Origin of the sequence: Parafilimonas sp. (assembly GCF_051953455.1) — a bacterium.
GTDB lineage: Bacteria > Bacteroidota > Bacteroidia > Chitinophagales > Chitinophagaceae > Parafilimonas.
Map to the genome: position 1 here is coordinate 23,249 of NZ_JBQCIT010000019.1, position 26,693 is coordinate 49,941.

At 41.2% G+C, this 26,693-nt stretch carries 26 protein-coding genes; 14 read left to right on the forward strand and 12 right to left on the reverse strand.

The annotated features are described in order from the left end of the window. The first annotated feature begins 10 nt into the window (after positions 1 to 10). The 3 genes from aat to tatA all read left to right on the forward strand — a co-directional run bounded on the left by aat (position 11) and on the right by tatA (position 2,956). Complete coding sequence (gene aat, locus ACTHN6_RS08025) at positions 11 to 652, forward strand: leucyl/phenylalanyl-tRNA--protein transferase (RefSeq protein ID WP_440435225.1); 642 nt, start codon at positions 11 to 13, stop codon at positions 650 to 652. A gap of 45 nt (positions 653 to 697) precedes the next feature. Further along, complete coding sequence (locus ACTHN6_RS08030; protein ID WP_440435226.1) at positions 698 to 2,551, forward strand: hypothetical protein; 1,854 nt, start codon at positions 698 to 700, stop codon at positions 2,549 to 2,551. A gap of 240 nt (positions 2,552 to 2,791) precedes the next feature. Continuing rightward, complete coding sequence (gene tatA / locus ACTHN6_RS08035) at positions 2,792 to 2,956, forward strand: twin-arginine translocase TatA/TatE family subunit (protein ID WP_440435227.1); 165 nt, start codon at positions 2,792 to 2,794, stop codon at positions 2,954 to 2,956. 40 nt (positions 2,957 to 2,996) lie between these two features. Here tatA and ACTHN6_RS08040 read toward each other — a convergent pair whose 3' ends face one another. The 3 genes from ACTHN6_RS08040 to ACTHN6_RS08050 form a co-directional block, all read right to left on the reverse strand. Continuing rightward, positions 2,997 to 4,259 (reverse strand): serine hydrolase domain-containing protein, encoded by a 1,263-nt coding sequence (locus ACTHN6_RS08040; RefSeq protein WP_440435228.1) that lies wholly within the window; start codon positions 4,257 to 4,259, stop codon positions 2,997 to 2,999. A gap of 473 nt (positions 4,260 to 4,732) precedes the next feature. Continuing rightward, entirely contained in the window at positions 4,733 to 6,487 is a 1,755-nt protein-coding gene (locus ACTHN6_RS08045) for a pyruvate dehydrogenase complex dihydrolipoamide acetyltransferase (protein WP_440435229.1), read from the reverse strand. Positions 6,488 to 6,887: 400 nt separating this feature from the next. Then, positions 6,888 to 7,382 (reverse strand): very short patch repair endonuclease, encoded by a 495-nt coding sequence (locus ACTHN6_RS08050; RefSeq protein WP_440435230.1) that lies wholly within the window; start codon positions 7,380 to 7,382, stop codon positions 6,888 to 6,890. Positions 7,383 to 7,458: 76 nt separating this feature from the next. Between ACTHN6_RS08050 and ACTHN6_RS08055 the strand changes: the two genes are divergently transcribed. From ACTHN6_RS08055 to ACTHN6_RS08065, 3 genes are read left to right on the forward strand one after another with little or no spacing between them, the layout of a single operon-like run. Beyond that, a complete protein-coding gene (locus ACTHN6_RS08055) occupies positions 7,459 to 7,773 on the forward strand; it encodes a helix-turn-helix domain-containing protein (RefSeq protein WP_440435231.1) in 315 nt (104 codons plus the stop codon). A 7-nt stretch (positions 7,774 to 7,780) separates the two neighbouring features. Further along, complete coding sequence (locus ACTHN6_RS08060; RefSeq protein WP_440435233.1) at positions 7,781 to 8,989, forward strand: DNA cytosine methyltransferase; 1,209 nt, start codon at positions 7,781 to 7,783, stop codon at positions 8,987 to 8,989. Further along, a complete protein-coding gene (locus ACTHN6_RS08065) occupies positions 8,990 to 10,102 on the forward strand; it encodes a hypothetical protein (protein WP_440435234.1) in 1,113 nt (370 codons plus the stop codon). Between the two features lie 201 nt (positions 10,103 to 10,303). On the opposite strand, the gene metG is transcribed toward ACTHN6_RS08065, so the two are convergent. Next, entirely contained in the window at positions 10,304 to 12,520 is a 2,217-nt protein-coding gene (gene metG, locus ACTHN6_RS08070; protein ID WP_440435235.1) for a methionine--tRNA ligase, read from the reverse strand. A gap of 151 nt (positions 12,521 to 12,671) precedes the next feature. On the opposite strand from metG, the gene ACTHN6_RS08075 reads away from it, so the two are divergent. Beyond that, positions 12,672 to 13,022: a hypothetical protein gene (locus ACTHN6_RS08075; protein ID WP_440435236.1), complete on the forward strand. Its 351-nt coding sequence runs from the start codon at positions 12,672 to 12,674 to the stop codon at positions 13,020 to 13,022. A 95-nt stretch (positions 13,023 to 13,117) separates the two neighbouring features. Here ACTHN6_RS08075 and ACTHN6_RS08080 read toward each other — a convergent pair whose 3' ends face one another. Then, entirely contained in the window at positions 13,118 to 14,602 is a 1,485-nt protein-coding gene (locus ACTHN6_RS08080; RefSeq protein WP_440435237.1) for an NAD(P)H-hydrate dehydratase, read from the reverse strand. Between the two features lie 71 nt (positions 14,603 to 14,673). Between ACTHN6_RS08080 and ACTHN6_RS08085 the strand changes: the two genes are divergently transcribed. Further along, positions 14,674 to 15,141 carry an FKBP-type peptidyl-prolyl cis-trans isomerase gene (locus tag ACTHN6_RS08085; RefSeq protein ID WP_440435238.1) on the forward strand — a complete coding sequence of 156 codons (468 nt, stop codon included), beginning with the start codon at positions 14,674 to 14,676 and terminating at the stop codon, positions 15,139 to 15,141. Between the two features lie 65 nt (positions 15,142 to 15,206). Here the strand turns inward: ACTHN6_RS08085 and ACTHN6_RS08090 are convergent, their stop codons facing one another. Next, a complete protein-coding gene (locus ACTHN6_RS08090) occupies positions 15,207 to 16,034 on the reverse strand; it encodes a glycoside hydrolase family 16 protein (protein WP_440435239.1) in 828 nt (275 codons plus the stop codon). Between the two features lie 30 nt (positions 16,035 to 16,064). Beyond that, positions 16,065 to 17,246: a glycoside hydrolase family 88 protein gene (locus tag ACTHN6_RS08095; RefSeq protein WP_440435240.1), complete on the reverse strand. Its 1,182-nt coding sequence runs from the start codon at positions 17,244 to 17,246 to the stop codon at positions 16,065 to 16,067. Positions 17,247 to 17,473: 227 nt separating this feature from the next. Here ACTHN6_RS08095 and ACTHN6_RS08100 point away from each other — a divergent pair, with 227 nt between their 5' ends. From ACTHN6_RS08100 to ACTHN6_RS08110, 3 genes are all read left to right on the forward strand, one after another. Then, positions 17,474 to 19,210, forward strand: coding sequence for a DUF885 family protein (locus tag ACTHN6_RS08100; protein ID WP_440435241.1), 1,737 nt, complete (start codon positions 17,474 to 17,476; stop codon positions 19,208 to 19,210). A 201-nt stretch (positions 19,211 to 19,411) separates the two neighbouring features. Then, positions 19,412 to 19,876 carry a CHRD domain-containing protein gene (locus ACTHN6_RS08105; RefSeq protein ID WP_440435242.1) on the forward strand — a complete coding sequence of 155 codons (465 nt, stop codon included), beginning with the start codon at positions 19,412 to 19,414 and terminating at the stop codon, positions 19,874 to 19,876. A 100-nt stretch (positions 19,877 to 19,976) separates the two neighbouring features. Beyond that, positions 19,977 to 21,137, forward strand: coding sequence for a cysteine desulfurase family protein (locus ACTHN6_RS08110; protein ID WP_440435243.1), 1,161 nt, complete (start codon positions 19,977 to 19,979; stop codon positions 21,135 to 21,137). A gap of 3 nt (positions 21,138 to 21,140) precedes the next feature. On the opposite strand, the gene ACTHN6_RS08115 is transcribed toward ACTHN6_RS08110, so the two are convergent. The 3 genes from ACTHN6_RS08115 to ACTHN6_RS08125 all read right to left on the reverse strand — a co-directional run bounded on the left by ACTHN6_RS08115 (position 21,141) and on the right by ACTHN6_RS08125 (position 22,500). Further along, positions 21,141 to 21,443 carry a hypothetical protein gene (locus ACTHN6_RS08115; protein ID WP_440435244.1) on the reverse strand — a complete coding sequence of 101 codons (303 nt, stop codon included), beginning with the start codon at positions 21,441 to 21,443 and terminating at the stop codon, positions 21,141 to 21,143. A 171-nt stretch (positions 21,444 to 21,614) separates the two neighbouring features. Continuing rightward, entirely contained in the window at positions 21,615 to 22,001 is a 387-nt protein-coding gene (locus tag ACTHN6_RS08120) for a DUF423 domain-containing protein (RefSeq protein ID WP_440435245.1), read from the reverse strand. Continuing rightward, positions 21,994 to 22,500, reverse strand: a complete 507-nt coding sequence (locus ACTHN6_RS08125; protein WP_440435246.1) for a shikimate kinase — start codon at positions 22,498 to 22,500, stop codon at positions 21,994 to 21,996. The genes ACTHN6_RS08120 and ACTHN6_RS08125 overlap by 8 nt, the downstream gene beginning before the upstream one ends. 81 nt (positions 22,501 to 22,581) lie before the next feature. Between ACTHN6_RS08125 and ACTHN6_RS08130 the strand changes: the two genes are divergently transcribed. Then, on the forward strand, positions 22,582 to 23,019 hold the full coding sequence (locus ACTHN6_RS08130) for a putative signal transducing protein (protein WP_440435247.1): 438 nt from the start codon (positions 22,582 to 22,584) through the stop codon (positions 23,017 to 23,019). 169 nt (positions 23,020 to 23,188) lie between these two features. Here ACTHN6_RS08130 and ACTHN6_RS08135 read toward each other — a convergent pair whose 3' ends face one another. Further along, complete coding sequence (locus ACTHN6_RS08135) at positions 23,189 to 24,037, reverse strand: NAD(P)-dependent oxidoreductase (protein ID WP_440435248.1); 849 nt, start codon at positions 24,035 to 24,037, stop codon at positions 23,189 to 23,191. 203 nt (positions 24,038 to 24,240) lie between these two features. Here ACTHN6_RS08135 and ACTHN6_RS08140 point away from each other — a divergent pair, with 203 nt between their 5' ends. Beyond that, positions 24,241 to 25,641 carry a Gfo/Idh/MocA family protein gene (locus ACTHN6_RS08140; RefSeq protein WP_440435249.1) on the forward strand — a complete coding sequence of 467 codons (1,401 nt, stop codon included), beginning with the start codon at positions 24,241 to 24,243 and terminating at the stop codon, positions 25,639 to 25,641. A 118-nt stretch (positions 25,642 to 25,759) separates the two neighbouring features. After that, positions 25,760 to 26,323, forward strand: coding sequence for a DinB family protein (locus tag ACTHN6_RS08145; RefSeq protein ID WP_440435250.1), 564 nt, complete (start codon positions 25,760 to 25,762; stop codon positions 26,321 to 26,323). Between the two features lie 12 nt (positions 26,324 to 26,335). On the opposite strand, the gene ACTHN6_RS08150 is transcribed toward ACTHN6_RS08145, so the two are convergent. Continuing rightward, positions 26,336 to 26,668, reverse strand: coding sequence for a winged helix-turn-helix transcriptional regulator (locus tag ACTHN6_RS08150; RefSeq protein ID WP_440435251.1), 333 nt, complete (start codon positions 26,666 to 26,668; stop codon positions 26,336 to 26,338). Positions 26,669 to 26,693: the final 25 nt, after the last annotated feature.

The following is a 26,693-nucleotide window of genomic DNA, read 5'->3' on the forward strand; positions in this document are numbered from 1 at the left end:
GCATTCTTTTATGTACCTGACCGTACTGGACAATAAATTATGGTTTCCGCCTGCCACTGCAGCTACAGAAGATGGCCTGCTCGCCATGGGCGGCGATCTTAGTGAAGAGAGATTGCTGCTCGCTTACAGGCGGGGAATCTTTCCCTGGTTTGAAGGCAACCTGCCGCTTTGGTGGTGTCCCGATCCACGCTTTGTTTTATTTCCGGGTAATCTTAAAATAAGTAAAAGCATGCAGAAGGTTTTACATAATAACAATTTTCAGTTTAAAACAAATACGGCGTTTGAAGAAGTTATTAGGAATTGTAAAACGGTAAAACGTGATCATGAGGGCACGTGGATAACGAATGAAGTGGAACAGGCTTATGTTAACCTGCATAAAAAGGGATATGCCCATAGTGCGGAAGCCTGGCAGGGCAATGAACTTGCCGGCGGTTTATATGGCATAAAAATGGGAAAGGTTTTCTTTGGGGAAAGCATGTTCAGCCATATTTCCAATGCCAGCAAATTTGCTTTTATAAACTACGTAAAGCAATTGGCGCAGGAAGGCGTTGTTTTAATAGATTGCCAGGTTTATACAAAACATTTGGAAAGCCTGGGCGCTGAAATGATAAGCCGTAATGAATTTTTAAATCTGCTTCAACAGATTGCTTAACTTGAAAATGATTATACAATTTAATTATTAACCGCCTTATAACGAGTGAACGATATTTATAAGCTGTCTCTTATAATCTGCATGCTGCTTGTTTGTTTTTATGCCGGTGCCCAGAATAAGGATACTATTCAAACCACCTCAAAAAGCAATATATTCAGCCATGCACTGAAGCTTATAAAAAGAAAGCATAAAGATACAAGCTCCATTACCAGGCTTAACCGTCAGGAATTGCTTACTACTAAAAGTGAGGTCGCTTTTAAACAATATGAAGGCAAAATCATCCGGAACATTATCATTAACCGCTTTAAGTTTGAAAAAACCTTCGCAGACACATCAAAATCAATTGACTATTTCGGAACCAGGCTTTTAAACAGCCTGCATAATAATACCAAGGAATGGGCAATAAGAGATAACCTTTTCTTTAAAGAAAATACCCCTGTTGCCGCTTACCTGCTCGCCGATAATGAACGTTTTTTACGTACACTCGACTATATACAGGATGCACGCATTATTATTCAGCCTAAAACCGGTTCGCCCGATTCTGTGGATGTTTATGTAATTACCAAAGACCTTTTTAGTATTAACGGCGTACTTAACAGGGCCAGCACCGGCAGGTTTAAGGCAACCGCAGAAGATGTAAACCTTTTTGGGGCAGCCCAAAGTGTCCGGCTTACTTTTCTTGCGGAAAAAGAAAGAGAACCCACTGCAGGCATTGGCTTATCCTATACAAAATTTAATATAGCGCATAGTTTTATTGATGCATCTGTTGGGTATTCAACCATCAACCAGGATTTGTTTAACCGCACTACCGACGAGCAAGCCACCTATTTTTCCCTCCAGCGAAACCTTGCCTCGCAATACAAACATTTTGCCGGAGGTTTAACGATCGGCGATTTCAAAACCTTTAATAATTACAACAAGCAGCCTTTTGATTTTTACAATTACCATTACCGGCTTTTTGATGCATGGATCGGTTATAACCTCGGTATAAAAAAATATGCGATCAACCATAAACATCTCGACAGGCATTTTGTGAGTATCCGATACATGAATACCAATTTTATAAAAACGCCGCAGCAGGCGGTTGATAAACTTATATTCAGGTTTGATGATAAGCAGGCGGTTTTAGGCCAGTTCACTTTTTTTAAACAGGAGTTTTACAAAACCAATTACCTGTATGGCTTTGGCAATACGGAAGATGTGCCCTATGGTTATAACGTGTCACTCACGGGCGGCTGGTATAAACAATCATTTCTTTCCCGGCCTTATACCGGTGTTGACGCCAACCTCTACAGTGTTTATAAAAAAGGCGACATCGTGCAGTATTTCCTGCGTGCCGGTACTTTTTATAACAAAGGGAAATTACAGGACGGTGCTTTACTTGTGGGGGCATCCGCATTCAGCAGGGCTGTATTGTTTAAGAATTTTAAGATGCGCCAGTATGCCCGCATTTCCTATACGCATCTCTTTAACCGCACCGGCCTGGAACCTTTACGCATCAATAATCCGTTTGGCATCCGTTATTTTAAAGCTGATTCTGTGTTGGGAGAAGACAGGTTTAGCCTGCACTCTGAAACCATTACTTTTACCAACTTCAAAATTTTTGGATTTAAGTTCTCTCCTTTTGGCTTTGCTGACGTTGCTGCCGTAACAGCGGAAGATAAACCCGCTGTTACCGATTGGTACTATGGCCTGGGCGGCGGCATAAGAACAAGGAATGAAAACCTTGTATTCAAAACAGCGGAACTGAGGTTTGTGTATTTCCCAAAAATACCGGAAGGCTTATCAAAATTCCTGGCAAGAATTACCATCAACATACAGTTCAGGTATAATACCAATTATGTGCATGCGCCGGATATTATCCAGCTTAACAGCGATTATGATAATAATATTTTTTAACCGGCTAAAGACCCTGCTTTTACAGTTTAATGAAGGAGAAGATGTTTATATTCATTTTACATACAAGCAAATTTGATATGATAAATTTAACCCGGCAAAATAACGGGTAGTTTTCAAACAGACTATATTTGTTACAATATCTAACGTAAAGCTGACCGGTTTAAATGCTTGCTTTTGCAAAGGATTGGAATGCAGCGGCTGCCGGAAAGTATATTAATTTATACCTAAATAGTTTCAATTATGGGATTCCAGGAAATACTGATCATAGCAGTTGTAATACTCATACTTTTTGGCGCAAAAAGAATTCCTGAAATGATGAAAGGCGTAGGAAAAGGCATACGTGAATTTAACAGTGAAAGAGATAAAGTTTCCACTGTTGAAGAGAAAGACGAGCCGGCGAAATAAATATTCCTGCTCATTTTAGCTTATTATAAGCTTGCCTGCATCATTTGTATTCGCCATATACTGCATCGCGAAAACGCTTATGCAGAGTTCCGTAAAACGGCATTACCTGCACAAACATTACAGCCGTAAGTTCGTTTGCAGGGTCAACCCAAAATAAAGTGCTGGCAGCGCCATCCCAGAAAAACTCTCCTACCACGCCATTATTTTCCGCTTTCGTTGCCGGTGGGCGAAGCCGTACGGCAAAATCAATTCCAAATCCTACCTGCCCTTTTGAAGGCAGCCACATACGTTTGGAAATGGTATCGGATAGTTGGTTGGTATGCATCAGTTCCACTGTTTCAGGCTTTAATATTTGCACGTTGCCAAGTGCGCCTTTATTTACGAGCATGCGGGCAAACTTCATATAATCGTCCACTGTAGAGGTAAGACCAAAACCTCCGGGTTTCAGCGGCCAGTCTTTTATATTGAAAGAATTTTCATCATCCGGCAAAGGCGTTAAGCTGCCGTTTTCCCTCCTGTAAGTAACAGCAAACCGCTTCCTGTCACTCCCGGGCACAATGTAGCGGGTATTTGTCATTTGCAGCGGGCCCAGTATGGTTTCCCGGAGGTATTGATCGAAAGGTTTTCCTGATATGCGTTCCACCAGGTAAGCCTGCACATCCACTGAAGTGCCGTATGCCCATTCTTCGCCCGGTTGAAACAACAGTGGCAAACTGGCCAGTTTTTCAGCCATTTCAGCCAGCGTGTTTTGCGGGTTCATGGCATCGGCTTTTTTAATCAGCTCACCTATGCCCGGCAGGTCTGAACCATAAACAAACCCCGACGTATGACGGGTAATATCCCTCATGGTAACCGGCCGTTTGGCTGGTTCCAGTATAAGGTTGCCCGCAGCATCCACACCTTTAAACACCTGCATATTTTTAAATTCGGGTGCATATTTCGAAATGGGATCATCCAGTTTAAAAGCGCCTTTTTCATATAGCGTCATCAACGCCACACCGGTAAGTGGTTTAGTCATTGAATAGATGCGTACAATGGTATTCCTGTCCATTGGCGTTTTATTTTCACGGTTTGCATAGCCAAATGCATTAAAATACACCTCCTTGCCTTTTTCATATATCAATGCTGAAACTCCGGCAATAGTACCTGAGTCAACAAAGCTTTTTAAAACAGTATTGATCCTTGTTTTTACAGCGTCATTTACGAGAGGCACATCCTTATTTTTTATCTCATTTATAGGCTGGGAAGAAAGCGATACAAAGCAAATACAGGATAATAAACAGGCAGCAATGATCTTTTTCATATGTATGCAGGAGTTTTGTAACAGGCCTGTAAGGTACACATCTTCTTTATAAAAATGCAAGGTGCGGTAAACCATTGGCTGAGAAAGACCCTGTGTTTATTGTTAGGTATATTCTCAGTAATGCCTGGTCTCATCTGTACACTTTGGCATTAAGAACGCTTCACTTAGTTAAAAACATGTGCCACCTGTTAATTACTATCACTGTTGTATATTAGATGAGCCCTTGTAGTGATAAATTTTTGGCTGTTGCGCTGTACCTTAACCGGCATTACTTGGAGAAAGCTGGTAATGCAAACCTGTATGCAACCTTCTATATACCTTGTATATGTTTAAAGACAAGCCAGTTATTAAATCATGCACTTCCCTGAATCAACCATGAAGGAGGTATGGGGAAGAGTACATGGAAGTACCTTGTAAGGCAAAAAATAGCCCCGCCATGCGGGGCTTATTATAAATAATAAACTTTTAAATTATTATACGAGCATTCTCAACGGCTCTTCCAGCAGGCTCTTCAGCGTTTGCAGGAAGGCTGCGCCGGTAGCACCGTCCACCACACGGTGATCACAGCTTAAGGTCACCTTCATCACATTACCGGGAACTATGGCGCCATTCTTTACTACCGGTATTTGCGAGATACCACCCACAGCAAGAATACAGGCATCAGGCGGGTTAATGATGGCGGTAAATTCTTCAATGCCAAACATGCCCAGGTTGGAAATGGTAAAGGTGCTGCCCTCCCATTCTGCCGGTTGCAATTTTTTATTCTTGGCTTTATCGGCTAATGCTTTTACTTCGGTTGCTATCTGGCTTAATTGCTTGGTGTCGGCGAAACGCACAACCGGAACCAGTAAACCCTCCTCCACGGCAACGGCAACGCCAATGCTTACGTGCTTGTTTATACGGATCTTATCACCCAGCCAGCTGCTATTTACTTTAGGATGTTGTTTCAATGCCACGGCAACCGCCTTCAATACCATATCATTAAAGCTGATCTTAACCGGGCTTACATCATTAATACGTTTGCGCGCTGCAACGCAGGCATCCATATCAATACTCATGGTAAGGTAGAAATGCGGCGCGGAGAATTTGCTTTCGGCCAAACGGCGGGCAATGGTTTTGCGCATTTGCGATACAGGTATTTCTTCAAACTCCTCTTTGCCGTAAGCTGTAGTTGACGGTTGGCTGCTAACCGTTGAGGGTTGAGCTGCTGCCGGCGCAGTTTGTGCAGGTGCAGCTTTTGCAGAGATTTCGTGTTCACTAACCGCGGCTTGTGGCGTGGCGCCTGCGGCCGATGGCTGATAATTATCTATATCCGACTTGGTAATTCTGCCGTTATCACCGCTGCCTTTTACATATTTAAGGTCAATGCCTTTTTCTTCCGCCAGTTTTTTGGCAAGCGGCGAAGCCAGTATCCTTCCTTCATTTACCACCTGCTGTTCAGGCGCGGCTTCCTGTTTGGTTTCAGGCTGAGGCGCCGTGGCTTCTTCTTTTGTTTCAACAGGTGCCGCTGCTTCAGCGCTGCCACCGCCATCCTTTGCAGCATTCACCACTTTATTCACATCAAAACCTTCTTTACCAATAATGGCCAGCAAATCATTTACGGCAATTTTTTCGCCCTGCTTGGCGCCCTGGTATAAAAGCTTGCCATCTTTATAACTTTCCAGTTCCATGGTAGCCTTATCGGTTTCAATCTCGGCCAGTATATCGCCTTTTTTTACATCATCGCCCACATTTTTCTGCCAGCTTGCTATTACGCCTTCCGTCATCGTATCGCTCAAACGCGGCATCAGCACCACTTCATCCATTTTGGAAATATCCACTTTTTCACCTGAAGATTGTTGGTTACCTGCGCCTTGTGGCTGGGGGTTTGCCGGTTTTTCTTCCGTTTTTGCAGGCGCTTTACTTTCCGCCTTCTTTTCAGCTTCCTGCGGTTTACTTTCCGCTTTGCCGTTACTGCTTCCGCCACCAATCAAACCGCTTACATCTTCACCTTTATCACCCACAATTGCCAGCAGGTCGTTTACCTGCAGTTTGCCGCCTTCTTCAGCGCCGCGGTGCAGCAACACGCCATCCTTATAACTTTCCAGTTCCATAGTGGCTTTATCGGTTTCAATTTCAGCCAGCAAATCACCCTTTTTTACAGTGTCGCCCACGTTTTTATGCCAGGCAGCAATCACGCCTTCGGTCATGGTATCACTTAAACGCGGCATTAAAATTTTTTCAGCCATAATAATTTTATTTTTTGGTGGCAGGCTGCTGTTCCGTGGTTGAGCACGGTTGCGTCGCACTACCGTCATCTGCATTAATGCTATGAAGCTTTTTTAGCGCGGTGAAATTAATGCAAAATGCAAACATACATCAATGATTTACTTTACAGTTTTGAAAATGTGCAGCTTATATAATTGAACAGGTGTTTCCAATTGTTGGATGGCATCCTGATTTTTTAGGATAGGCCAAAACCTTTTCCACGTGGCATTCTAATTTTTTAGGATAGGGTTTGCGCTTAAAAATGACGGGTGGATTGTCCCAACGACAATTGCTTTTGTATAACACTAAAGCTTTGATTTTGAATAGCAGTTTTTTTGAAAATTTAGGATTGTGTGACATAAAGGCAAACCTTGCAAAGATCTAAAATTTTCCTCGCCGACCTTTAATCAGCGACAAGACTTTTTCGACACATTCACTAAGTTGTTTCTGAACATCATGCTCCCAAAATCGTATTACTAACCAGCCGTTTTGGGTCAGCAAATTGGTTACCTCTATATCTCGTTGAATGTTTCTTTCAATTTTTGGTATCCAATATGCTTTATTGGAAATGAGCTTTTTTTTCTTTTCTTCCCAATTATAGCCGTGCCAAAAATCACCGTCAACAAAGACAACAATTTTTTGCTTGACAAAAATAATATCGGGTTTGCCGAGAAGCCCCTTTGCATGCAATCTATATCTGCATCCATTGTTCCAAAGCACTTTTCTTAACAGAATTTCTGCTTTGGTGTTCTTGGAGCGAATTTTACTCATAACAGCAGAGCTTTTTGCTGTCGCATAAAAGCCTCCCTCCTCTTCAAAACGAGGTACTTTTATGATTTCTTCCTCTATAATCCTATATGGCCTATGCTTGTTCACGTTTGTTGATAACTTGATGTATTCTTAATTTACTTATCAATATAAATTTGACAAAAAATGTCCTGAAACTTGTTTCATGAACAATATTACCACATTTGGAAACACTATTCGTGATATTCGAATACAAATGAAACTTCCGATTAGGAAAGTTGCAGCACACTTAGACATTGACCCTTCAACATTAAGTAAAATTGAAAGAGATGAACGTTCTGCAAACAAAAATATGGTAGGTAAACTTGCAGAATTATTTAAAATAGATTACAACGAATTGCTTATCGCATATCTAAGCGACAAAGTTGCGTTAGACCTTTTAAAAGAAGATTTATCTGAAAAAATTTTACATGCAGCAAAGAGCAAACTGAAACATTATAAAACAAAAGAGTTAAAATAATCACGAGATGGTTCCATACAGTAAACTGAAACGGAAATTAAATATAGAATCATTGAAGCCTTTTGATGATGGTGTATCTCATTTAACGCATTATCTACATAATCATAAAAACGGTGTTTCAAAATCATATAAAAAAGAAGCGCTGAAATATTATACTTATTTGCATGAAGAATTAAGTTTAGTTGAAGAACCTGAATTGCAGGCAATGCTGCCTTTAAAATGGGACATTCCATTTCCAGCCCCGCAAGAACCTGATTTTACTTTTATTGATCTCTTTGCAGGAATTGGAGGCTTCAGAATTCCCTTACAAGAATTAAAAGGAAAGTGTGTTTTTTCATCCGAATATAATTACCATGCGCAAAAAGCCTATGAATTAAATTTTGGTGAGGTGCCCTTTGGAGACATAACCAAGCTTAACCTCGATATAATACCTAAGCACGATGTTTTAACCGCTGGTTTTCCTTGTCAGCCCTTTAGCATTTCTGGGAAAATGAAAGGCTTTGAAGATACAAGAGGCACATTAATTTACAATGTTTTTCAGATTATTGAGAAAAGAGAGCCTAAAGTAGTTTTTCTTGAAAATGTTAAGCATCTTATACATCATGATAGTGGACGAACTCTTTCTACAATTATCAAGCATTTAGAAGAACTTGGGTATATAGTTTCAGCTAAGTTGGTTAACGCTGCCGACTTTGGAGTGCCACAAAATAGAGAAAGAATTATTATCATAGGGCATAAAAAGAAAAAATTTGATTTCGATAAAATAAAAAAGAAGCCCAAACAGCCGCTGAAACCTTTCCTTGAGAAAGATGCAAATTTCGAATTCTTAAATGAACCCTACACAATTCTTACCGATTTTAGAATTCAAGAGTCGGGGTTAATTTTCATTGGGTATAGAAATAAGAGAATAAGAAAAGCAGGAGTTCGCCCTGGTACTGAACATTTGTCACGGGTACATAAGCAGCCAAATAGAATTTATTCATCAGAAGGACTACACCCTGCACTACCATCCCAAGAATCATCAGGTAGATTCTGGATTTATGATGAAGAGAAAGTGAGAAAGCTTACAATAAGAGAATGTTACAGGATAATGGGCTTTCCTGAAAAATTCAAATTAATCAGCAATCCCGGAGAGCTATATAGACAAATAGGAAATTCTGTTTGTGTTCCTATGATTAAAGAAATTGCAAAACAAGTTAAAGACCAACTATTATAAATGGCGCAGACAATCTCTGAGTTTTTAAATGAAGAATATAACAAGGCGATGACAGCGGTTGGTTCAAAAGAAACCATCACTTCCGACTTAAATGAAGCTGAACAAGCATTGCTTAACACAATACTTCAATATTCTGAACAAGCAAAAGGAGTATTAACAGTATTCATTACAAGCATTGTTTATAAAATTTTAAATCCCTCGCAAGACATTAGAAAGCACCAAGACGGTATTGAAGGAGGATATTCAGGAAGAACATTTGATAGTAAAAATATTACTCCATTTTTGAAGCAATGCAAATTCCCGGCAATGGCTGAAAGCGGCTGGCTAACTCGTTCGTTGGAACAAAAAGTTCCGTATGACAAAAATTATACTGGAGCTATTAAACCAGACAGCCTTAAAGCTGCTTTTCTTACGCTTCTCGACAATATTCAAAATGGCGCAAATACAAAAAAATATTTGAGCTATATTTTTCAAGGGCTAATAATTAAACGAAACCAGCACACGATTGATTTAGCAAAACCAACAACACTTTCAATCAATACTATTCTTTGGATATTGGATAAACACTTTAATTCAGCATATAAAGCTGAAGGTGCATCAAGACTTCCCGTTCTTGCATTATATGCAATCTATGAGTGTTTGGTTAATGAAACTAAAAGATTTGAAAACAAAGAACTGCTTCCTATTGAAAGCCATACCTCAGCGGATAGAAGAAGTGGAAGGATTGGCGATATTGAAATAATTGATGAAAATAAACGGTCATTTGAAGCTGTAGAAGTAAAACACAGCATTGTTTTATCACTCCAACTGATTACAGATGCGTACTCAAAATTTCAAACTACACCTGTAAACAGGTATTATATTCTTTCAACAGCTCCACCGCCAGCGAAAGAGGAATTTGATAAAATACAAGACGAAATCCAACGAATAAAAAATGTACATGGTTGCCAAGTAATTGCAAATGGCATTATGCCATCTTTAAAATATTATTTAAGATTACTTGACAATACTTTTGAGTTCATAGATAATTATGTAAATCTTCTGGAAACTGACACTGCTCTTAAATTTGAGCATAAAGAGAACTGGAACAAAATTATCAGTGAATTAAAATAGCAACACACCAAGCCAGGCACATTTGCAAGGCACGCAAAGCCGACACACAAAGGCCGACCTTGCAAAAGAATCCGCCTTATCCCCACGCTTCCGGGATACACCCTACTACCATGCTGACATTATGCTATTGCCAGACCATCGCAAACGCTTCACGTTAAGATAGAGCTTGCACTTTTTTAAAAAACCGCCGGATAACCTCTGTCAGCTCACGCCGCTACCCGCATCGGTTTCTTCATCAGGATTAACGAAGATGAGCTTACCGGTTTTATCTTCTGCCATCAGTATCATGCCATTGCTTTCAATACCACGCATTTTACGCGGCGCAAGATTGGCAACCACCACCACCTGTTTGCCTACTATATCCTCGGGTTTAAAATGCAACGCAATGCCGGAAACAATGGTGCGTTTTTCAAAACCTAAATCAATTTCAAGCTTTAAAAGCTTATCGGCTTTTTGCACTTTTTCCGCGCTTACAATTTTACCAACGCGCAGGTCGAGCTTGGCAAAATCATCGTATTGGATTTGAGCTTTCAGCGGTGAGCTTTCAGCTTCAGGCTTTTCTTCCCCGCTGATTGCTGATTGCTGATTACTGGTTGCCATATCTGTTTTCACCAACCCGCTTTTCAGTTTATTAATCTGCGCTTCTATTTCCTTATCCTCAATCTTCCTGAACAGAATTTCCGGCGGCCTTAAGCTGTAGCCAACACTTAATAATTTAATGGAACCGGCATTTTCCCAATCCAATATCTTATCCACCACCTTCATCATGTGCAGCATTTTCTTTGCCGTGAATGGAAGAAATGGATTAATAAGAATGGCAAGATTGGCCGTAAGCTGCAGGCACAAATGCAGGCAGTTGTCTACCAATTTTTGATTATGTTCAGCTTCCTCACTGTTGACCGTTGACTGTTGACCGTTGACCTTCTTCTTCCACGGCTCTTTTTCCTGCATGTATTTATTACCCTTGCGGCTCAGGTCAATCACCTCGAAAAGCGCTTCACGAAAACGGAATTCTTCCAGTGCATTCTCCACTTTTACTTTGGCCGCTTTTATATCTTCTATTAAAGCCCTGTCCGTATCATCCATCACATCTGCATGCAGCTTAGGCACTTTACCGCTACAGAGTTTATGCATCAAAACAAATGTGCGGTTCACAAAATTGCCGAAGATGCTGGCCAGTTCGCTGTTATTCTTCTCCTGGAAATCTTTCCACGTGAAATCGTTATCCTTGGTTTCAGGCGCATTGCTGCAAAGCACATAACGCAATACATCCTGGCAGTCTTTAAAATCTTCCAGGTATTCATTTACCCAAACCGCCCAGTTGCGGGAAGTGGAAACTTTATCGCCTTCAATATTTAAAAACTCATTGGCCGGCACATTATCGGGCAATACAAAATCACCGTGCGCTTTCAGCATGGAAGGAAAGATGATACAGTGAAAAACGATATTATCCTTACCGATAAAATGTATCAATCTTGTATCCTCTCTGCACCAGTAATCGGCCCAGTTGGGCGTTAGCTCTTTGGTGGCACTGATGTAACCAATGGGTGCATCAAACCAAACATATAAAACCTTGCCTTCCGCATCGGGCAGGGGAACTTTAATACCCCAGTTGCTGTCCCGCGTCATGGCGCGGCTTTGCAGGCCGTTATCCAGCCAGCTTTTACATTGGCCATATACGTTATTCTTCCATTCTTTATGATCTTCCAGTATCCATTGTTTCAAAAAAGCTTCATAATCCTGCAAAGGAAAATACCAGTGTTTGGTTTTCTTTTTTACGGGTGTAGCATCGCTTAAAGCACTGCGCGGGTTGATGAGCATTTCCGGGCTTAGCGAAGAACCGCAACGTTCACACTGGTCACCATACGCATTGGGATTGCCGCATACCGGGCAGGTGCCGATGATATAACGGTCGGCCAAAAAGGTTTTGGCTTTCTCGTCATAATACTGCTCGCTTTCCTTTTCTTCAAACAATTTTTTCTCATAGAGATTGAGAAAGAAATCCTGCGAGGTTTTATGATGAATTTGATTGGAGGTACGGGAATATATGTCGAACGAAACGCCCATTTGCTCCAGGCTGCTTTTTATGATGGCATGGTATTTATCTACAATCTCCTGGGGCGAAACGCCTTCTTTCATGGCACGGATGGTGATGGGAACGCCATGTTCATCGCTGCCGCTTACAAATTTCACATCGCGTTTTTGACCGCGCAAATATCTTACATAAATATCTGCCGGTAAATAAACACCGGCCAGATGACCAATATGGATAGGGCCGTTTGCATAAGGCAAAGCGGCTGTAATTAAATAACGGTTGAAGCTTTTTTTCCACGCAGATGGGTTAGCAGCTTCCTCAGTTTTTGAAGTTATATCAGTATTTCCCGTTGTTTCGTTCGTATTTTCTGCCACGCTGTTCATATATTAAAGTCTGCAAAAATAGGTTAACGCCGTTACACCCCAAGGACTTTGAATCTGGAAGATTTTCAGCCGGGCATGCGGGCATAGCTGCCAAACTAATGGCTTGCTATTTGTTTCATTACCGGTATTGTTCATCATTAAATTTTTATTTATGAAAACAAATCCATCCGAAAAAAACAGTATGGAGAAGCAGGAACAGGATGTTAATGAAACACAGCATTTAAATGATGCGAAAAATAAAATGCAGGATTTGCATGGTGATACAGAAGATAATAAAGACAATTACAGGAAAGGCAAAGGAACCGGCATGAGCAGCGAAGCCGGCGCTGATCAAAGTGAACGTTCATGGCAGGATACAAGCGGCAGTCATGCCAACAGGAATGCAGAGGGTGCAGATGGCAATGCAACCGATACTGATACCGGGTTGGGAAATAATAATACGGAAAACCTTACGTTGAAAGAAGATAAGGGGCAATGGAGTAAGAAGGGTGATAACGGTTAATGTTTTAAATACGCAAACTTTGCGTTTACGGGTTTATTTCAATAACAGGCAGGTACCATGCACCCTACAGTGCATGGCACCTGCCTATTAATTTATCAACCCAATAATAAATTACCAAAGGCAGCACCTAAACTGTTCACTACATCTGTAGCAAGCATACTTTCCTGAGATTGTGTTTCAAGGGTAATATCGGCTGCCAACCCGTGAAGATAAACGCCCATTAATGCCGCTTCAAACGGGCTGTATTTTTGTGCAAGCAAAGCGGTAATAATACCCGTAAGAATATCGCCGCTGCCACCCTTTGCGAGGCCTGCATTGCCGGTTGTATTAAACCAGCCTTTTCCATTATGGGCAATTAATGTGTAAGTGCCTTTTAAAATAATAATGCAGTTAAGCTCCGCAGATTTTTTTAATGCTGTATCAATTCTTTCAAAATCATTTTCAGCTTTGCCAAACAGGCGCTCAAATTCTTTTGGATGCGGGGTAAGGATTGAACCGGCTGTAATCAACTTAAGCAATCGTTTATGCGTTGAAATGAGATTGAGCGCATCCGCATCTATTACGGCGGGAAGTTTAAATTCATTTAAAGTTTGTTCAATCAATTGCAGGCTGTCATCTTCAGTGCCAAGCCCCGGGCCTAAGGCAACGGCATTTATCTTTTCAAAACTTAACCCGTTTTCCCGCAACTGGCACATGGCTTCGGGTAAATGTGCATGCACTGCATTTAAAAATGCAGAAAGAATATTCAAAGTGGTTAAACCGGCGCCAGCCCGTAAACAGGCGTGGGCTGCCATTAAAGCAGCGCCCATTTTTCCTGTATTGCCTGCAATAATCAATGCATGGCCATAGGTGCCTTTGTGTGAAAAATGCTTGCGCGGTTTATAAATTTGCTGAATGAATGCTGCATCTGCAGTTTGAAAAACAGTTTCTATATCATCCAGGAAGCCAGGCAGTAACCCAATATCGAGTATGATCAGCTTACCCGTATTTTCTGCATTTTCAGCAACAAGAAAACAAAGCTTGTATTGCTGAAAAGTAAGCGTAACATTGGCCCGCACCACAGCATTATTAATGCTGCTTTTATCAATAAACATTCCGCTGGGTACATCAATGCTTATAACAAATGCCATTGATTGATTGATATGCTGCACCAGCGCAGCGCTTAAATCTTTCAACGGCCTGTTGAGGCCGGAACCAAAAAGCGCATCTATTACAACATCATTTTTATCGATGACAGGAAAAAAACCTTCACCCTGTATAAAATGAATATTTGCCGTAAGCTCATGCAGGCGCTGCAAATTTGTTTGAAAGTCTTCAGTGCCAACAGCGCCAAACTCAATAATATAAACACTTACATCAAAACGCTGCTGCAGGAGCTGCCTTGCAATAGCAAGGCCATCTCCCCCATTGTTGCCTTTGCCGCAAAATATTTTAAAAGATTTACCAAATAAATCCTGCTGTACCACATAGTTTGTACAGGTTGTGGCAGCACGCTCCATTAAATCAATCGATGTTATTGGCTCATTGGCTATAGTATAAGCATCCCAGTTATGAATTTGTTGTGCCGATAAAATTTTCATGTTAAAACTAATATAATTGGTTCGCCGCAATTAATGATGAATTTATACATTTGCGGCCTTTAAAAAAATTTATGCGAAAAATAAATCTTCTTGCAATACTGCTTGTTGTAGTATTTGCCGCCTGTAAAAAAGACAGCAATAAAAGCTGCCCAGCCGTTACAACAACTGCACCGGATTCAGAAGTTGCAGCACTGCAGGCTTATCTTGATGATAACAGTATTTCCGCCACCAAAGACCCCAGGGGTTTCTTTTATATTATTCATGCCGCCGGCGATAAAAAGCCCGGTGTTTGTGATGTAATTACCATTAATTATACCGGTACATTAACCAATGGCACACAATTCGACGCTGCAAACAATGCCACTTTTTATCTGGGCCAGCTTATAACAGGCTGGCAGGAAGGCTTGCCCCTCATCGGCACCGGCGGTTCCATTACGCTGTATATACCGCCTTCACTTGGTTATGGCAACACGGCATACCACGAAATACCGGCTAACTCCAACCTTATTTTTGATATAGAACTGAATGGGGTGAATTAATATCAGTTTTCATATTTTTAAACAAAACAGGCTGCAGAAACAGCCTGTTTTGTTTGTATGTTGCCTTAATCTTTCCGGTAAACCCTTACATAATCCACTTGAAAAGTTTTTGGAAACGTTGTTTGCGAAGGATCGCCGCCATTCATTCCGCCAATGGCAAAATCAAACAACATATACTGCGGCTGCTTAAAAGGGTTGAAGCCGCTGCCATCTTTGTTCATCAGATCGTTCACTGGCACTTTAAGCATTAAAGCATCATCCACATATAAAGCAATAGCTGTTGAATCCCAGTCCATACGCCATAAATGAAACTGTGCCGCCCATGCAGCATCAACAGGTTTCTTTCTGCTATACCAGTAAGCTTTGTATGGGATAGCTGTTCCAATGGCAATATTTGCCAGTAAACTGTCGCGGTAATATTCCATTATATCAATCTCACCATTGGAAGGCCAGGGTTTGTTTTCACCAAGCATCCACCAGGCGGGCCACATACCTTTGCTTACATCTATTTTTCCACGCATTTCAAAACGGCCGTATAACCACTGCTGTTTATGCCGGGTGATAATGCTGGCCGATGTATATTCAATATTCTTCCTGTTGGTACGCCAGTCTTTACTTCCTGCTATATAGTTGGGATTAGGTTTATTTTCTTTCCTTGCTTCAAGAATAAGATAACCGTTTTTGCAATAGGCATTTTCAGGCTGGTACCATTGATGTTCTTCGTTGCGCACAAATCCTTTTTCATAACTCCAACTGGCTGAATCGGGAACACCATCTTTATTGAATTCATCAGCCCATACGAGTTTATAACCTTCGCTAATGTTTTTATCGTGCTGCGCTTTTATGCTGCTGCAAACCATTATCAATAAAATGATATAAACTATCCTGCACATGTTTATACTATCTTTCTAAAACTGTTTTACTTATTTAAAAGCCTTAAGTTCCTTATATCTTTTCATCGCTTCCAAAAAATAATAATCAGCGTAAGTAAGCGGCACATCCACTTCAGATTTACCTGGCAGGTTGCCAACAGAATGTTTTAATATAAAGCCACCGTTTGTACCAATGGCTGCTTTATATTCCGGTGACGATAAATTAGTGATAATTGTTCTGGCAACAGATACATAATTGCCGGCAACAGCTTTATCAACATAGCTGCTCAATTCAAGCAAAGCAGAAGCTGTTATGGCAGCAGCCGATGCGTCCCTCAGGGCATTGGGAATGCCGGGTGCATCAAAATCCCAGTAAGGAATTTTATCATTTGGAAGGTTGGGATTGTTTAAAATAAAATGCGCAATATGGTTGGCCTGGTCAAGATATCGCTGATCTTTTGTTTCGCGGTACATGACGGTATAACCATATAAACCCCATGCCTGCCCGCGTGCCCAGGCTGAACTGCCGGCAGCGCCCTGCGCTGTTTTTTTCTCTTGCACCGCACCGGTTTCGGGGTTATAATTCAATACGTGGTAAGAACTATAATCATCGCGGAAATGATTTTTCATGGTAGTATTAGCGTGCGTAACAGCTATCCTGTAAAATGAAGAATCGCCGGTTGCCTTTGTGGCCCAGAACAATAATTCAAGGTTCATCATGTTATCAATGATCACCAAAAAATCTGATGGTTTTGAGTTCCATGATTTGATACAACCAACTTTTGGATTGAAACGGCTTGCCAAAGATTTGGCGCTGTTGATCAATACCTGTTTATAAGCTTCATTGCCGGGATCTAAACGCAATGCATTGCCAAAACTGCAATACATCATAAAACCAAGATCATGCGTAGAGGTATTGAATTGTTCTTTTTCAAGCAATCCTAAAACGCGCCTGGCTTCGGTGTTTAAAGCAGCATCTTTTGTTTGCTCATAAATATAGAAAAGGCTGCCTGGATAAAAGCCGCTGCACCACCAGCCCGAATGGCTTGTGCGCAGGGAATCGTTCTCAAATGTTTTTGGGAGCATACCGGCAGGCAATTCCTTCATCATTACTTTATATTGCGCATCAGCATCTTTAAAATTATGGCTGATGATGCTGCGCATATTACTGCTGTTTTGTGCAGCGCAGCAAATGCAATTAATAACTGCCAATACAATTAAATATCCCTTCATGTGTTTATACATTACTTTCATTTTAAACTTTGAAACCTCTTATGTTTGGTTGCATAAACATAATCAAATATCTCATTCAGTTTTTTTACTACAACTGATTCCATAACTTTTCTAAATTTATCTTCGATATCAACCATAACCGGACAATCGTAATCAAAAGAAAATTATTCCAACCTGCATAAGCTATTCATTTTTTAAATTCACACTTCATTAAAACTATCATGCACGTGAAAAACCATGCTGTAAAATCTTTTATATGCTGTTGCTCAGCTTTTATATGCCTTACACAGGTTTTGGCACAGCCTCAGCCGGAACCGCCCTTATATCAGCAAACAAGTGAAGTGAATGATATCATGGTGCAATACAATGCAGACTACCGCAGTCTTGCACGCTTTTACGTTATAGAAAATTCACCGGAGCGCAGGCAACGGTTATTATCAACCGTTAATGAATACATAGATAAATTAAATAAACTTGATTTTGATAAACTCAACACCGGCACGAAAGCGGATTATATACTTTTTAACCGCGACCTGCATGAAGAGCAATACCAGCTTGAGAGGGAAGCGAAAGAATATGATTCTGTAAAGCAATGGTTCCCGTTTGCCGACAGTATTTACGCGTATGAAAAACTGCGCAGGCGCGGCGCCGTGCCGGATGCACAAAGCCTTGCAGCCGGTTTGAATAACTGGGGTAAACAAATACAGTTATTGCAGCAACAATTAGCCCAGCAATCATCCATTTCTTTTTATTTGGGTGAACGCGCCGTGGGCACTATAAATGGTTTGCGCGATGCACTAAAAAGCATTTACAAATTTTATTATGGTTATGACCCGATGTTTACCTGGTGGATTCCGCAACCGTATAAAATAACTGATAGTTTGCTTAATGTGTATGCAACCGCTATTAAAGCAAAAGAAAAAAGCTTATTGCCGCCGAAAAAAGACAGCAGCGGCATAAAAGGTAACCCGGTAGGCTTGGATGGATTAATGCGTGGGCTTAAATATGAGATGATTGATTATACACCGGATGAGCTGATTGACATTGCACACAAAGAATATGCATGGTGCATGAAAGAAATGCTGAAAGCCAGTAATGAAATGGGATTTGGCAATAACTGGAAAGCTGCTTTAGAAAAAGTAAAACAAACTTACGTGCCGCCGGGTCAGCAACCAGCTGCCATGTTTAAACTGTATAATGAATCTGTCGATTTTATAAAGCAACATGACCTGATAACCATTCCGCCGCTGGCAGAAGAAACATGGCGCATGAGCATGATGTCTCCCGAAGACCAGCGCGTTAATCCTTTCTTTTTAGGAGGCGAAGAACTGATAATTTCTTATCCCACCAATGAAATGAGTGAAGAAGATAAGATGATGAGCATGCGCGGTAACAACCCACATTTTTCGAGGGCTACCGTGCATCACGAACTGATTGCCGGGCACCGGCTTGAATATTATATGATGGGCCGTTATAAACCCTACCGACGCCAGTTTTATACATCTTTCTGGATTGAAGGCTGGTCTTTGTATTGGGAGATGTTGCTGTGGGACCTGGGTTTCCCGCAGTCGCCTGAAGACCGCGTGGGCATGCTATTCTGGCGCATGCACCGTTGCGCAAGAATTATCTTTTCAATTAATTATCATACCGGCAAATGGAGCCCGCAGGAATGCATTGATTTTTTGGTGGATAGCGTGGGCCATGAACGTGCCAATGCAGCAGGCGAAGTGCGCCGTTCTTTTGAAGGTGGCTACGATCCATTATACCAGATAGGTTATATGATTGGTGGCTTACAAATAATGCAGTTAAAGAGAGAACTGGTTGATACAAAGAAAATGAGTTATAAAGATTTTCACGATGCATTCATTCATCAGAATACCATGCCAATAGAAATGGAAAGAGCCATACTGGAAAATTTACCACTAACAAAAGATTATAAGGCTAGCTGGAAGTTCTATAAATAATAAGATGTTGAACTAAAATTTTTTTATCGGAATAATCAGCACCAGGTTGCAATTACAAAGAGTTTTGCCTGCAGCTCAAACTCCGGCTTGCAATTTTTCTGCCCTGCTGCAGCAAATGGCTCGTTATTTGCCTGCATGGTTTACTAAAAATTATGATTGGCACTTATCTTGCGCCTTTCGCAGTAATGTTAAACAATAACTATGAATAAAGTAAAACAACGTGCAGGTATTTTAATGTATGCTTTAATTGTGTTAGTGTCATTTGTGAATTTTGGTTCCTGTAAAAAAGACGATGTGGAAGATTATATTTCTTCCTACGTTGCAGCGCTCGACGGGATGCAAGCCATTCCTGCAAACAGTGTAACGGCAACCGGTACGTGCAATGCCACTTACGATTCAATCAAAAACCAGATTGCCTATACCATTACATGGGATGGTTTAACCGGCACACCTTCGGCCATTAATTTCCAGGCGCCTGACGGAAACAACGGTTTTGTTAACATCCCCGTAACGAATAGCTTTTCAGGCAACGGTGTTTCAGGTTATATAACCATCGACCAGCAATATGAAGCATCTTTACTTGGTTATGGCTGGTATGTAAACGTAAGCACCGCCACATATAATGATGGTGAAATACGGGGGCAATTGCTAAAACCTCAAAAATAATTTCAACATATCTGCAACGGGCAGAGGGTTACAGTCAAAGGCGTTCAGCATCAAGGTGCGGACGCCTTTACATTTTATAAATGGATAGTAACTTGCAGCAATGCAGTTACCTGTTTACCTGGATAATAATTCTACAACACCGGTTGACCCGCGTGTATTAGAGGCAATGCTGCCTTATTTTACACAGCAGTTTGGCAATGCTGCCAGCCGCACCCATGCCTATGGATGGGCTGCATCCGAAGCTGTTGAACAGGCACGGCAACAGCTTGCTTCGCTTATTAATGCGCATCCGAAAGAGATTGTATTTACTTCAGGTGCAACGGAAAGTATTAACCTTGCGCTTAAAGGCGTGTATGAGGCTTACAGCAGTAAAGGCAATCACATCATAACAGTGGCAACAGAGCATAAAGCTGTTTTAGACACCTGTAAGCATTTGGAAAAACTTGGCGCAGCCATAACATATCTTCCTGTAAACAACGAAGGCCTTATTAACATTGACGAACTTGAAGATAATATTAAACCTTCTACTATTTTAATTGCTGTAATGTATGCCAATAACGAGATTGGCATTATTCAGCCCATACAAAAAATTGCAGCCATTGCCCGGCAGCATAATATTTTGTTTTTCTGCGATGCCGCGCAGGCTACAGGTAAAATTCCGGTTGATGTGATAAAGGATGATATAAGCCTCCTCTCCTTCTCCGCTCACAAAATGTATGGCCCAAAAGGCATTGGCGCTTTGTATGTGCGGCGTAAAGACCCGCGTGCCAGGGTTATAGCACAAATGGATGGTGGCGGCCATGAAAACAATATGCGCAGCGGCACGCTGAATGTGCCTGCGATCGTTGGCTTTGGCAAAGCGTGTGAACTAAGTATGATGGAAATGGATAACGAAGCTGAACGCTTATACGCATTAAAAAATCGTTTTGAAAATGCTTTGCTGCAACAGGAGAATGTGTTTGTAAACGGAAATGTGCAACATCGCTTGCCGCATGTTACCAATCTTTATTTTGAAGGTGTTTCTGCCAACCGCTTATTAACGAGTTTCAGTAAAAGCATAGCTGCTTCATCAGGTTCGGCCTGCACTTCTGCATTGGTAGAACCCTCCTATGTTTTAAAAGCTTTGGGTATGAGCGATGAACGCGCTAATAATTCGCTGCGTTTTGGGTTGGGAAGGTTTACCGGTGATGAACAGGTTGATTATGCCGTTAAAATTATAACTGAAAATGTTAGCAAACTGCGCAAAGAATGGTATCGCTGAAAGTTATGCCTTGCTGAGCTTTTCAAGCAATTCCGCGTCCGAAGTATCAGCAGAAATGCCATAACCAGTTACTAAAATACCTTTCTCACCGCTTAAAGATTTAATGGCATATACAGCCGCCTCATCGCCAGGGTCAGAGATCCCTTCATACCGGTAAACATCAACGATATCAAAATCGCTGGCTGCAAATTTGCCTTCGGTACAGGCCAGCACATTTTCTTCAATATTAAAATCGGTTATAAAACCTTGCCGGCGCAATGCCTCAATAGCTTTGGAAACAGTGTCGTAATGTGTTTTATGCTGCATGAAAGATGGTTAAGGCATTAAGCAATAAAAATTGCTGAGTGTAAAAGTATTGAATTAGTATTTTGATATTCCTCAATAATAGTCTGAGCGGAGCCGAAGACTATTATTGAGCGAAGTCGAAAAAAAATCATGTTTGACGATTCATGTTTCATGTATTGATCACTCACAACATTAATTCTTTATCGCAGCAAAAGCCAGTAACAGCCAGCCTGCAATAAAACAAAGACCTCCAAAAGGCGTTATGGCGCCAAGCCAGTTCATGTGGGAATTGCCAATCATTTTAAAGTAAGAAAGCAAATAAAGCGAGCCCGAAAAGAGTATCATACCGGCAATAAAACACCGGCCACTCCAGGTTAATAAACTGCCGGGGATAAACTGGCTGATGATGGCCACGGCAAGCAGCGCAAATACATGATAGAACTGGTATTTAACGGCCGTCTCAAAAATATCCAATGCTTCAGGTGCCATACGGCTTTTTAAAGCATGCGCACCAAAAGCGCCAAGTATAACGGATAACGCACCTAAAACCGCTGCAATTATTAAATAAGTTTTATTCATACAACGAAAGTATTTCAATAAAATGTTTTTCGGTAAGATGGCCGCCGTTTAAATGATATTTAGCCTTTGAATAAAAGGGTTTTCTTTTTTCCCGCATTTGATAAAAGAAATCTTCAAGGTTTTCATCAGCCACATTTGCAATTAAAGGACGGTGTGCTTTTCCCTGCTGCAACCGGGCAGCAATCATGGCAAGCGGCTCATCAATCCAGATGGTAATGCCATTGGCATTCATCCATTCCATATTATCGTGAAAGCAAGGCGCTCCGCCACCGGTAGCCAGTATAAAGTTTTCTTTATCTGCAAAAGTTTTCAGCATTTCATTTTCCTTTAAACGAAAATAACTTTCACCTTTTTCAGCAAATATTTCAGCTATCGTTTTGTCTTCAGCTTCTTCAATTTCTTTATCTAAATCGAATGCAGGAATGCCAAGCGATTTGCCCGCTTTATGCGCCCAATAGCTTTTACCACTGCCCATTAAACCAATAAGAAAAATTTTCACCGTGGCAATTTAATGATTGAAATGAACCGGTAGAAATGTGATTGCAGATATTGGATTAGTTTTATTATTAAACACATATTTATGGACTTTATAATTCTTGAAACTTTCGATAATTATATTGATGCACATTTAATGATGGGCAGGCTGGAAGAAGCAGGCATAAAATGCTGGCTTAAAGACGAAGACACCATAACACTTGCGCCAATGCTTGGTAATGCGCTGGGAGGCATAAAGCTCATGATCAATAAAAATGACCTTGATAATGCAAACGGTATATTGAATGAGCTTAAAGAAATAAAGCGTAAGAGTTTTGCCTGTCCTTATTGCAGCAGCCACAATATCGAGTACATAACCTCTCCCCGTAAAACACGTAATATAATAAGTTCAATACTTACATGGCTGATGGGCAGTTATGCTATCGGTATTAAACAAACATGGCATTGCTTTGATTGCAATAAAGAATTCGATGAACCTGTTGAATTGAACAAAGGAGATTTAAATATGGGCAATGAAGCCTAAAGATTTGCAATCAGCCAGCATACAATTATTTAAAAAGCGTACAGGCTTATTGTTATTTGCGTAATCACCACCAACATTACAAGGTGCATAATAAACAAAATCACACTTCCCCATACGTACTTGTATTGAAACCATTCAAATGCTTTTTCCCTGCTCAAACCCGGCATCATTAAATATTATCCTTTGCTATCACACTCCAGTCATCATTGCCGTGGCCTTTGGCTATCCATTCATCCATTACTGCTGCAATAGCAGGTGTAGTAATTAGTTTAGAACCGGCTTCATCAGCAGCCTTCATCATTAAACCGGCATCTTTACGCGCCATATTCAATTCCCATGAAGGCTGGTTAAATGTGCCTGATGTGATCTTCTTTAACCTTGCAGGCACTCCCGCCCCGGGATTCCATACACTAAACAGGTTTTGTATATCATCAGCTGTAATACCATGTACTTTGGCAAGCGCCAGTGCATCAGCAAGGCCCGCAGTTAAACTTAACAGGAAGAGGTTGCCGGTTAGTTTTATACCTGCCGCTTTGCCTTCTGTTTCTCCAAGGTTAAGCAGCGTACCAGTCATGGCAGACAACTCCGTTTCAAACTTTTTTATAACATCCTGGTTGCCCGATACCAGCATAACACCCGAGCCTTCCAATGCATTTTGGGGGCCCATAAATACAGGTGCATGCAGATAAGTGAAGCCCTTTGCCTTCCATGCTTTTGTACGTTCGATAGCACCCTTGGCAGAAGTGGTTGTGTGATCTATAATAGCAGCGCCCGCTTTCAACCCTCCGGAGGCATTTTTCAATACTTCATCAACCACCGCATCATCTTTAAGCGTAAGATGAATAACATCCGCATTCTTTACAGCTTCAATTATATCTTCAAAAGCTTTCGCACCAAATGGTTCCAGGGCTTTTGCCTTTGATACGGTGCGGTTCCATACCTGTACGTTTTCGCCTTTTTGCAACATGGCCTTAACGAAATTGGAACCCAGTAAACCCATTCCTAAAAAAGCTTTCATGATCATTATGTTTTGGTAAATATACAAAGCCTCGTTTTTGGCAGCAGGCCGAAATTATTGTTCAGCATTTTAAATAATTGCTCGCTTGCCATCAAATTTCAAATACATTATTTTTGAAAAGCCGTAATAATGATACTTACATTAACCGAAGCACGGCAACATTTTAATTTTATTCACTCATATTAATCAATAAAAATTCAATTATGTCGAAACAAAACCAGGCATCACGCAGAAAATTCCTGCAACAGATTGGCGCTACGAGTTTATTGGCTGCAGCTTCTCCTTTAAGCAGCCTTGCAGCAAAAGAAAAGGCAGAAGAAAGAATCTTACACTACGAAAAAAAGATTTCATCTGCAGATAAAATCCGTGTAGGCGTTATCGGTTTTGGCATACAGGGACATTATGATCTGGCCACTGCTTTACAGGTGCCCGGTGTTGAACTGGCTGGCATTTGCGATTTATATCCCGGCAGATTGGAAAATGCGAAAGAGTTATATGGTAATGATTTATTCACAACGAGAAATTATAAAGAACTGTTAGATAAAAGCGATATTGATGCTGTAATAATTGCCACCACAGATTGCTGGCATGCGCGTATTACAAAAGACGCATTGGCAAAAGGAAAAGCAGTATATTGTGAGAAACCCATGGTGTATAAAATAAGCGAAGGCATGGGCGTAATTGAAGCACAAAAGAAATACGGCAAAGTGTTGCAGGTGGGCAGTCAGCGTGTGAGCAGTATTGGCCTGGCAAAGGCAAAAGAATTACTGGCTGCAGGTGAGATAGGTAAATTAAATATGGTGAATGCGGTGTATGACAGGCAAAGCTCCATCGGTGCATGGGAATATACCATTCCGGATGATGCAAGCGCCGCAACAACAGACTGGGAACGCTTTATTGAAGTAACAGAGAAGATGCCGTATGATTCCAAAAAGTTTTTCTGGTGGCGTGCTTTTAAAGAAGTGGGCACAGGCGTTGCCGGCGATTTATTCATTCATTTATTAAGCGGCACACATTTTATGACCAATTCAAAAGGCCCTGCTTCCATTTACAGCACCGGGCAGTTTAGTTATTGGAAAGATGGCCGCAATATGCCTGATGTAATGGCGGGCGTAATGCAATATGCCGATACGCCGGAGCACCCTGCATTCCAGTTAACGCTGCAGGTGAATTTCATTAGTGGCACAGGCGGCCAGGAAGCTATCCGCCTCGTTGGCTCTGAAGGGGTGATTGATGTGAAGGGAAATAACATTACAGTTCATCACAGCATTATGCCGGAAGCTCCTGGTTTCGGCGGTTACGATTCTGTTTTTACATTCTCAAAAGATATGCGTGAAAAGATGCAGAAGGAGTACGATGCAAAATGGACGGAGGCGCAAAAGAAGCGCCCTAAAAAAGATGATATTGTATTTAAAGCGCCTGAAGGATATAGTGATCACCTGGATCATTTTACCAATTTTTTTGATTCGGTAAGAACAGGAAAGCCGGTAGTGGAAGATGCTGTGTTTGGTTTCAGGGCGGCGGCGCCGGCGCTTGCCTGCAATGAAAGTTTTTTCCAGAAAAAAATTATTAACTGGGATGCTGAAAAAATGAAGCTGGTGTAATGCTGTTATAAGGCTTAGCCCGGCTTACAAGGCCGGGCTAAGCCTTAGCCATAAAACAGGCAGATATTCATTTTAAAACCCTCAACAGATTGACAGCAGTAATAATAATGGCGGAAACATGAGCGGTTACCGAAAAATGCTACGGCCTGATACAACAGAATATCCGGGATATTCCCAATACTATTTTGATCTCATAGAAACAACAGATGATATCCTGAACGAGCTGCATGATAATTTTTTCAAGCTCAAAGCATTTATTTATTCAATACCACCGGAAAAATTATTGTTCAGGTATGCTGCCGGTAAATGGACCATAAAGGAGATCCTGGTTCACCTTATTGATGACGAAAGAATATTTGCTTACCGCGCCTTGCGTTATGCACGAAATGACAACACGCCTCTGCCTGGTTTTGAAGAAAAGGATTATGCAATATATTCCGATGCAAATACCCGGAGCCTTGATAGCATTTTCGAGGAGTACCTGCATGTAAGGTTTTCTACTTTATTGCTATTTCAAAACCTGCCTGAAGAAGCTTTTTTAAGAAAGGGCTGTTGCATTGCGCCTGATGGTACTCTTATAAACGAACGCACCGTGCGTGCAATTGCCTATCATATTGCAGGACATGAACTGAACCATATAAAAATTATTATGGAACGTTATCATCCGGTAAAAAGCCTTTAAAATTGAAGCTTATTATACTGCCAGTGTTTTTGCGTGCTGTTTTGTGGCCCATACCCGGAGGTGATCCAAAAAAGGAATGAGCTCGGCACCGGTATCACTCAGCCTGTATTCCACTTTTGGCGGCACTTCAGGGTACACCTTGCGCTCAATCAATCCATCGGTTTCAAGTTCGCGCAATGTTTGTGTGAGCATTTTAGGCGTTATTGTTCCCAACCTGCGGTGTAATTCGCCGAAACGCATTACGGTTTGCTCGTTCAGGTACCATAAAATCCTGCCCTTATGCTTACCGCCAATTCTTCTAAACGCAAAATCAATCATGCAAGGTTTGGCTATAACCGTTTCCATTTTTTATATTTAATATTTCATAAAT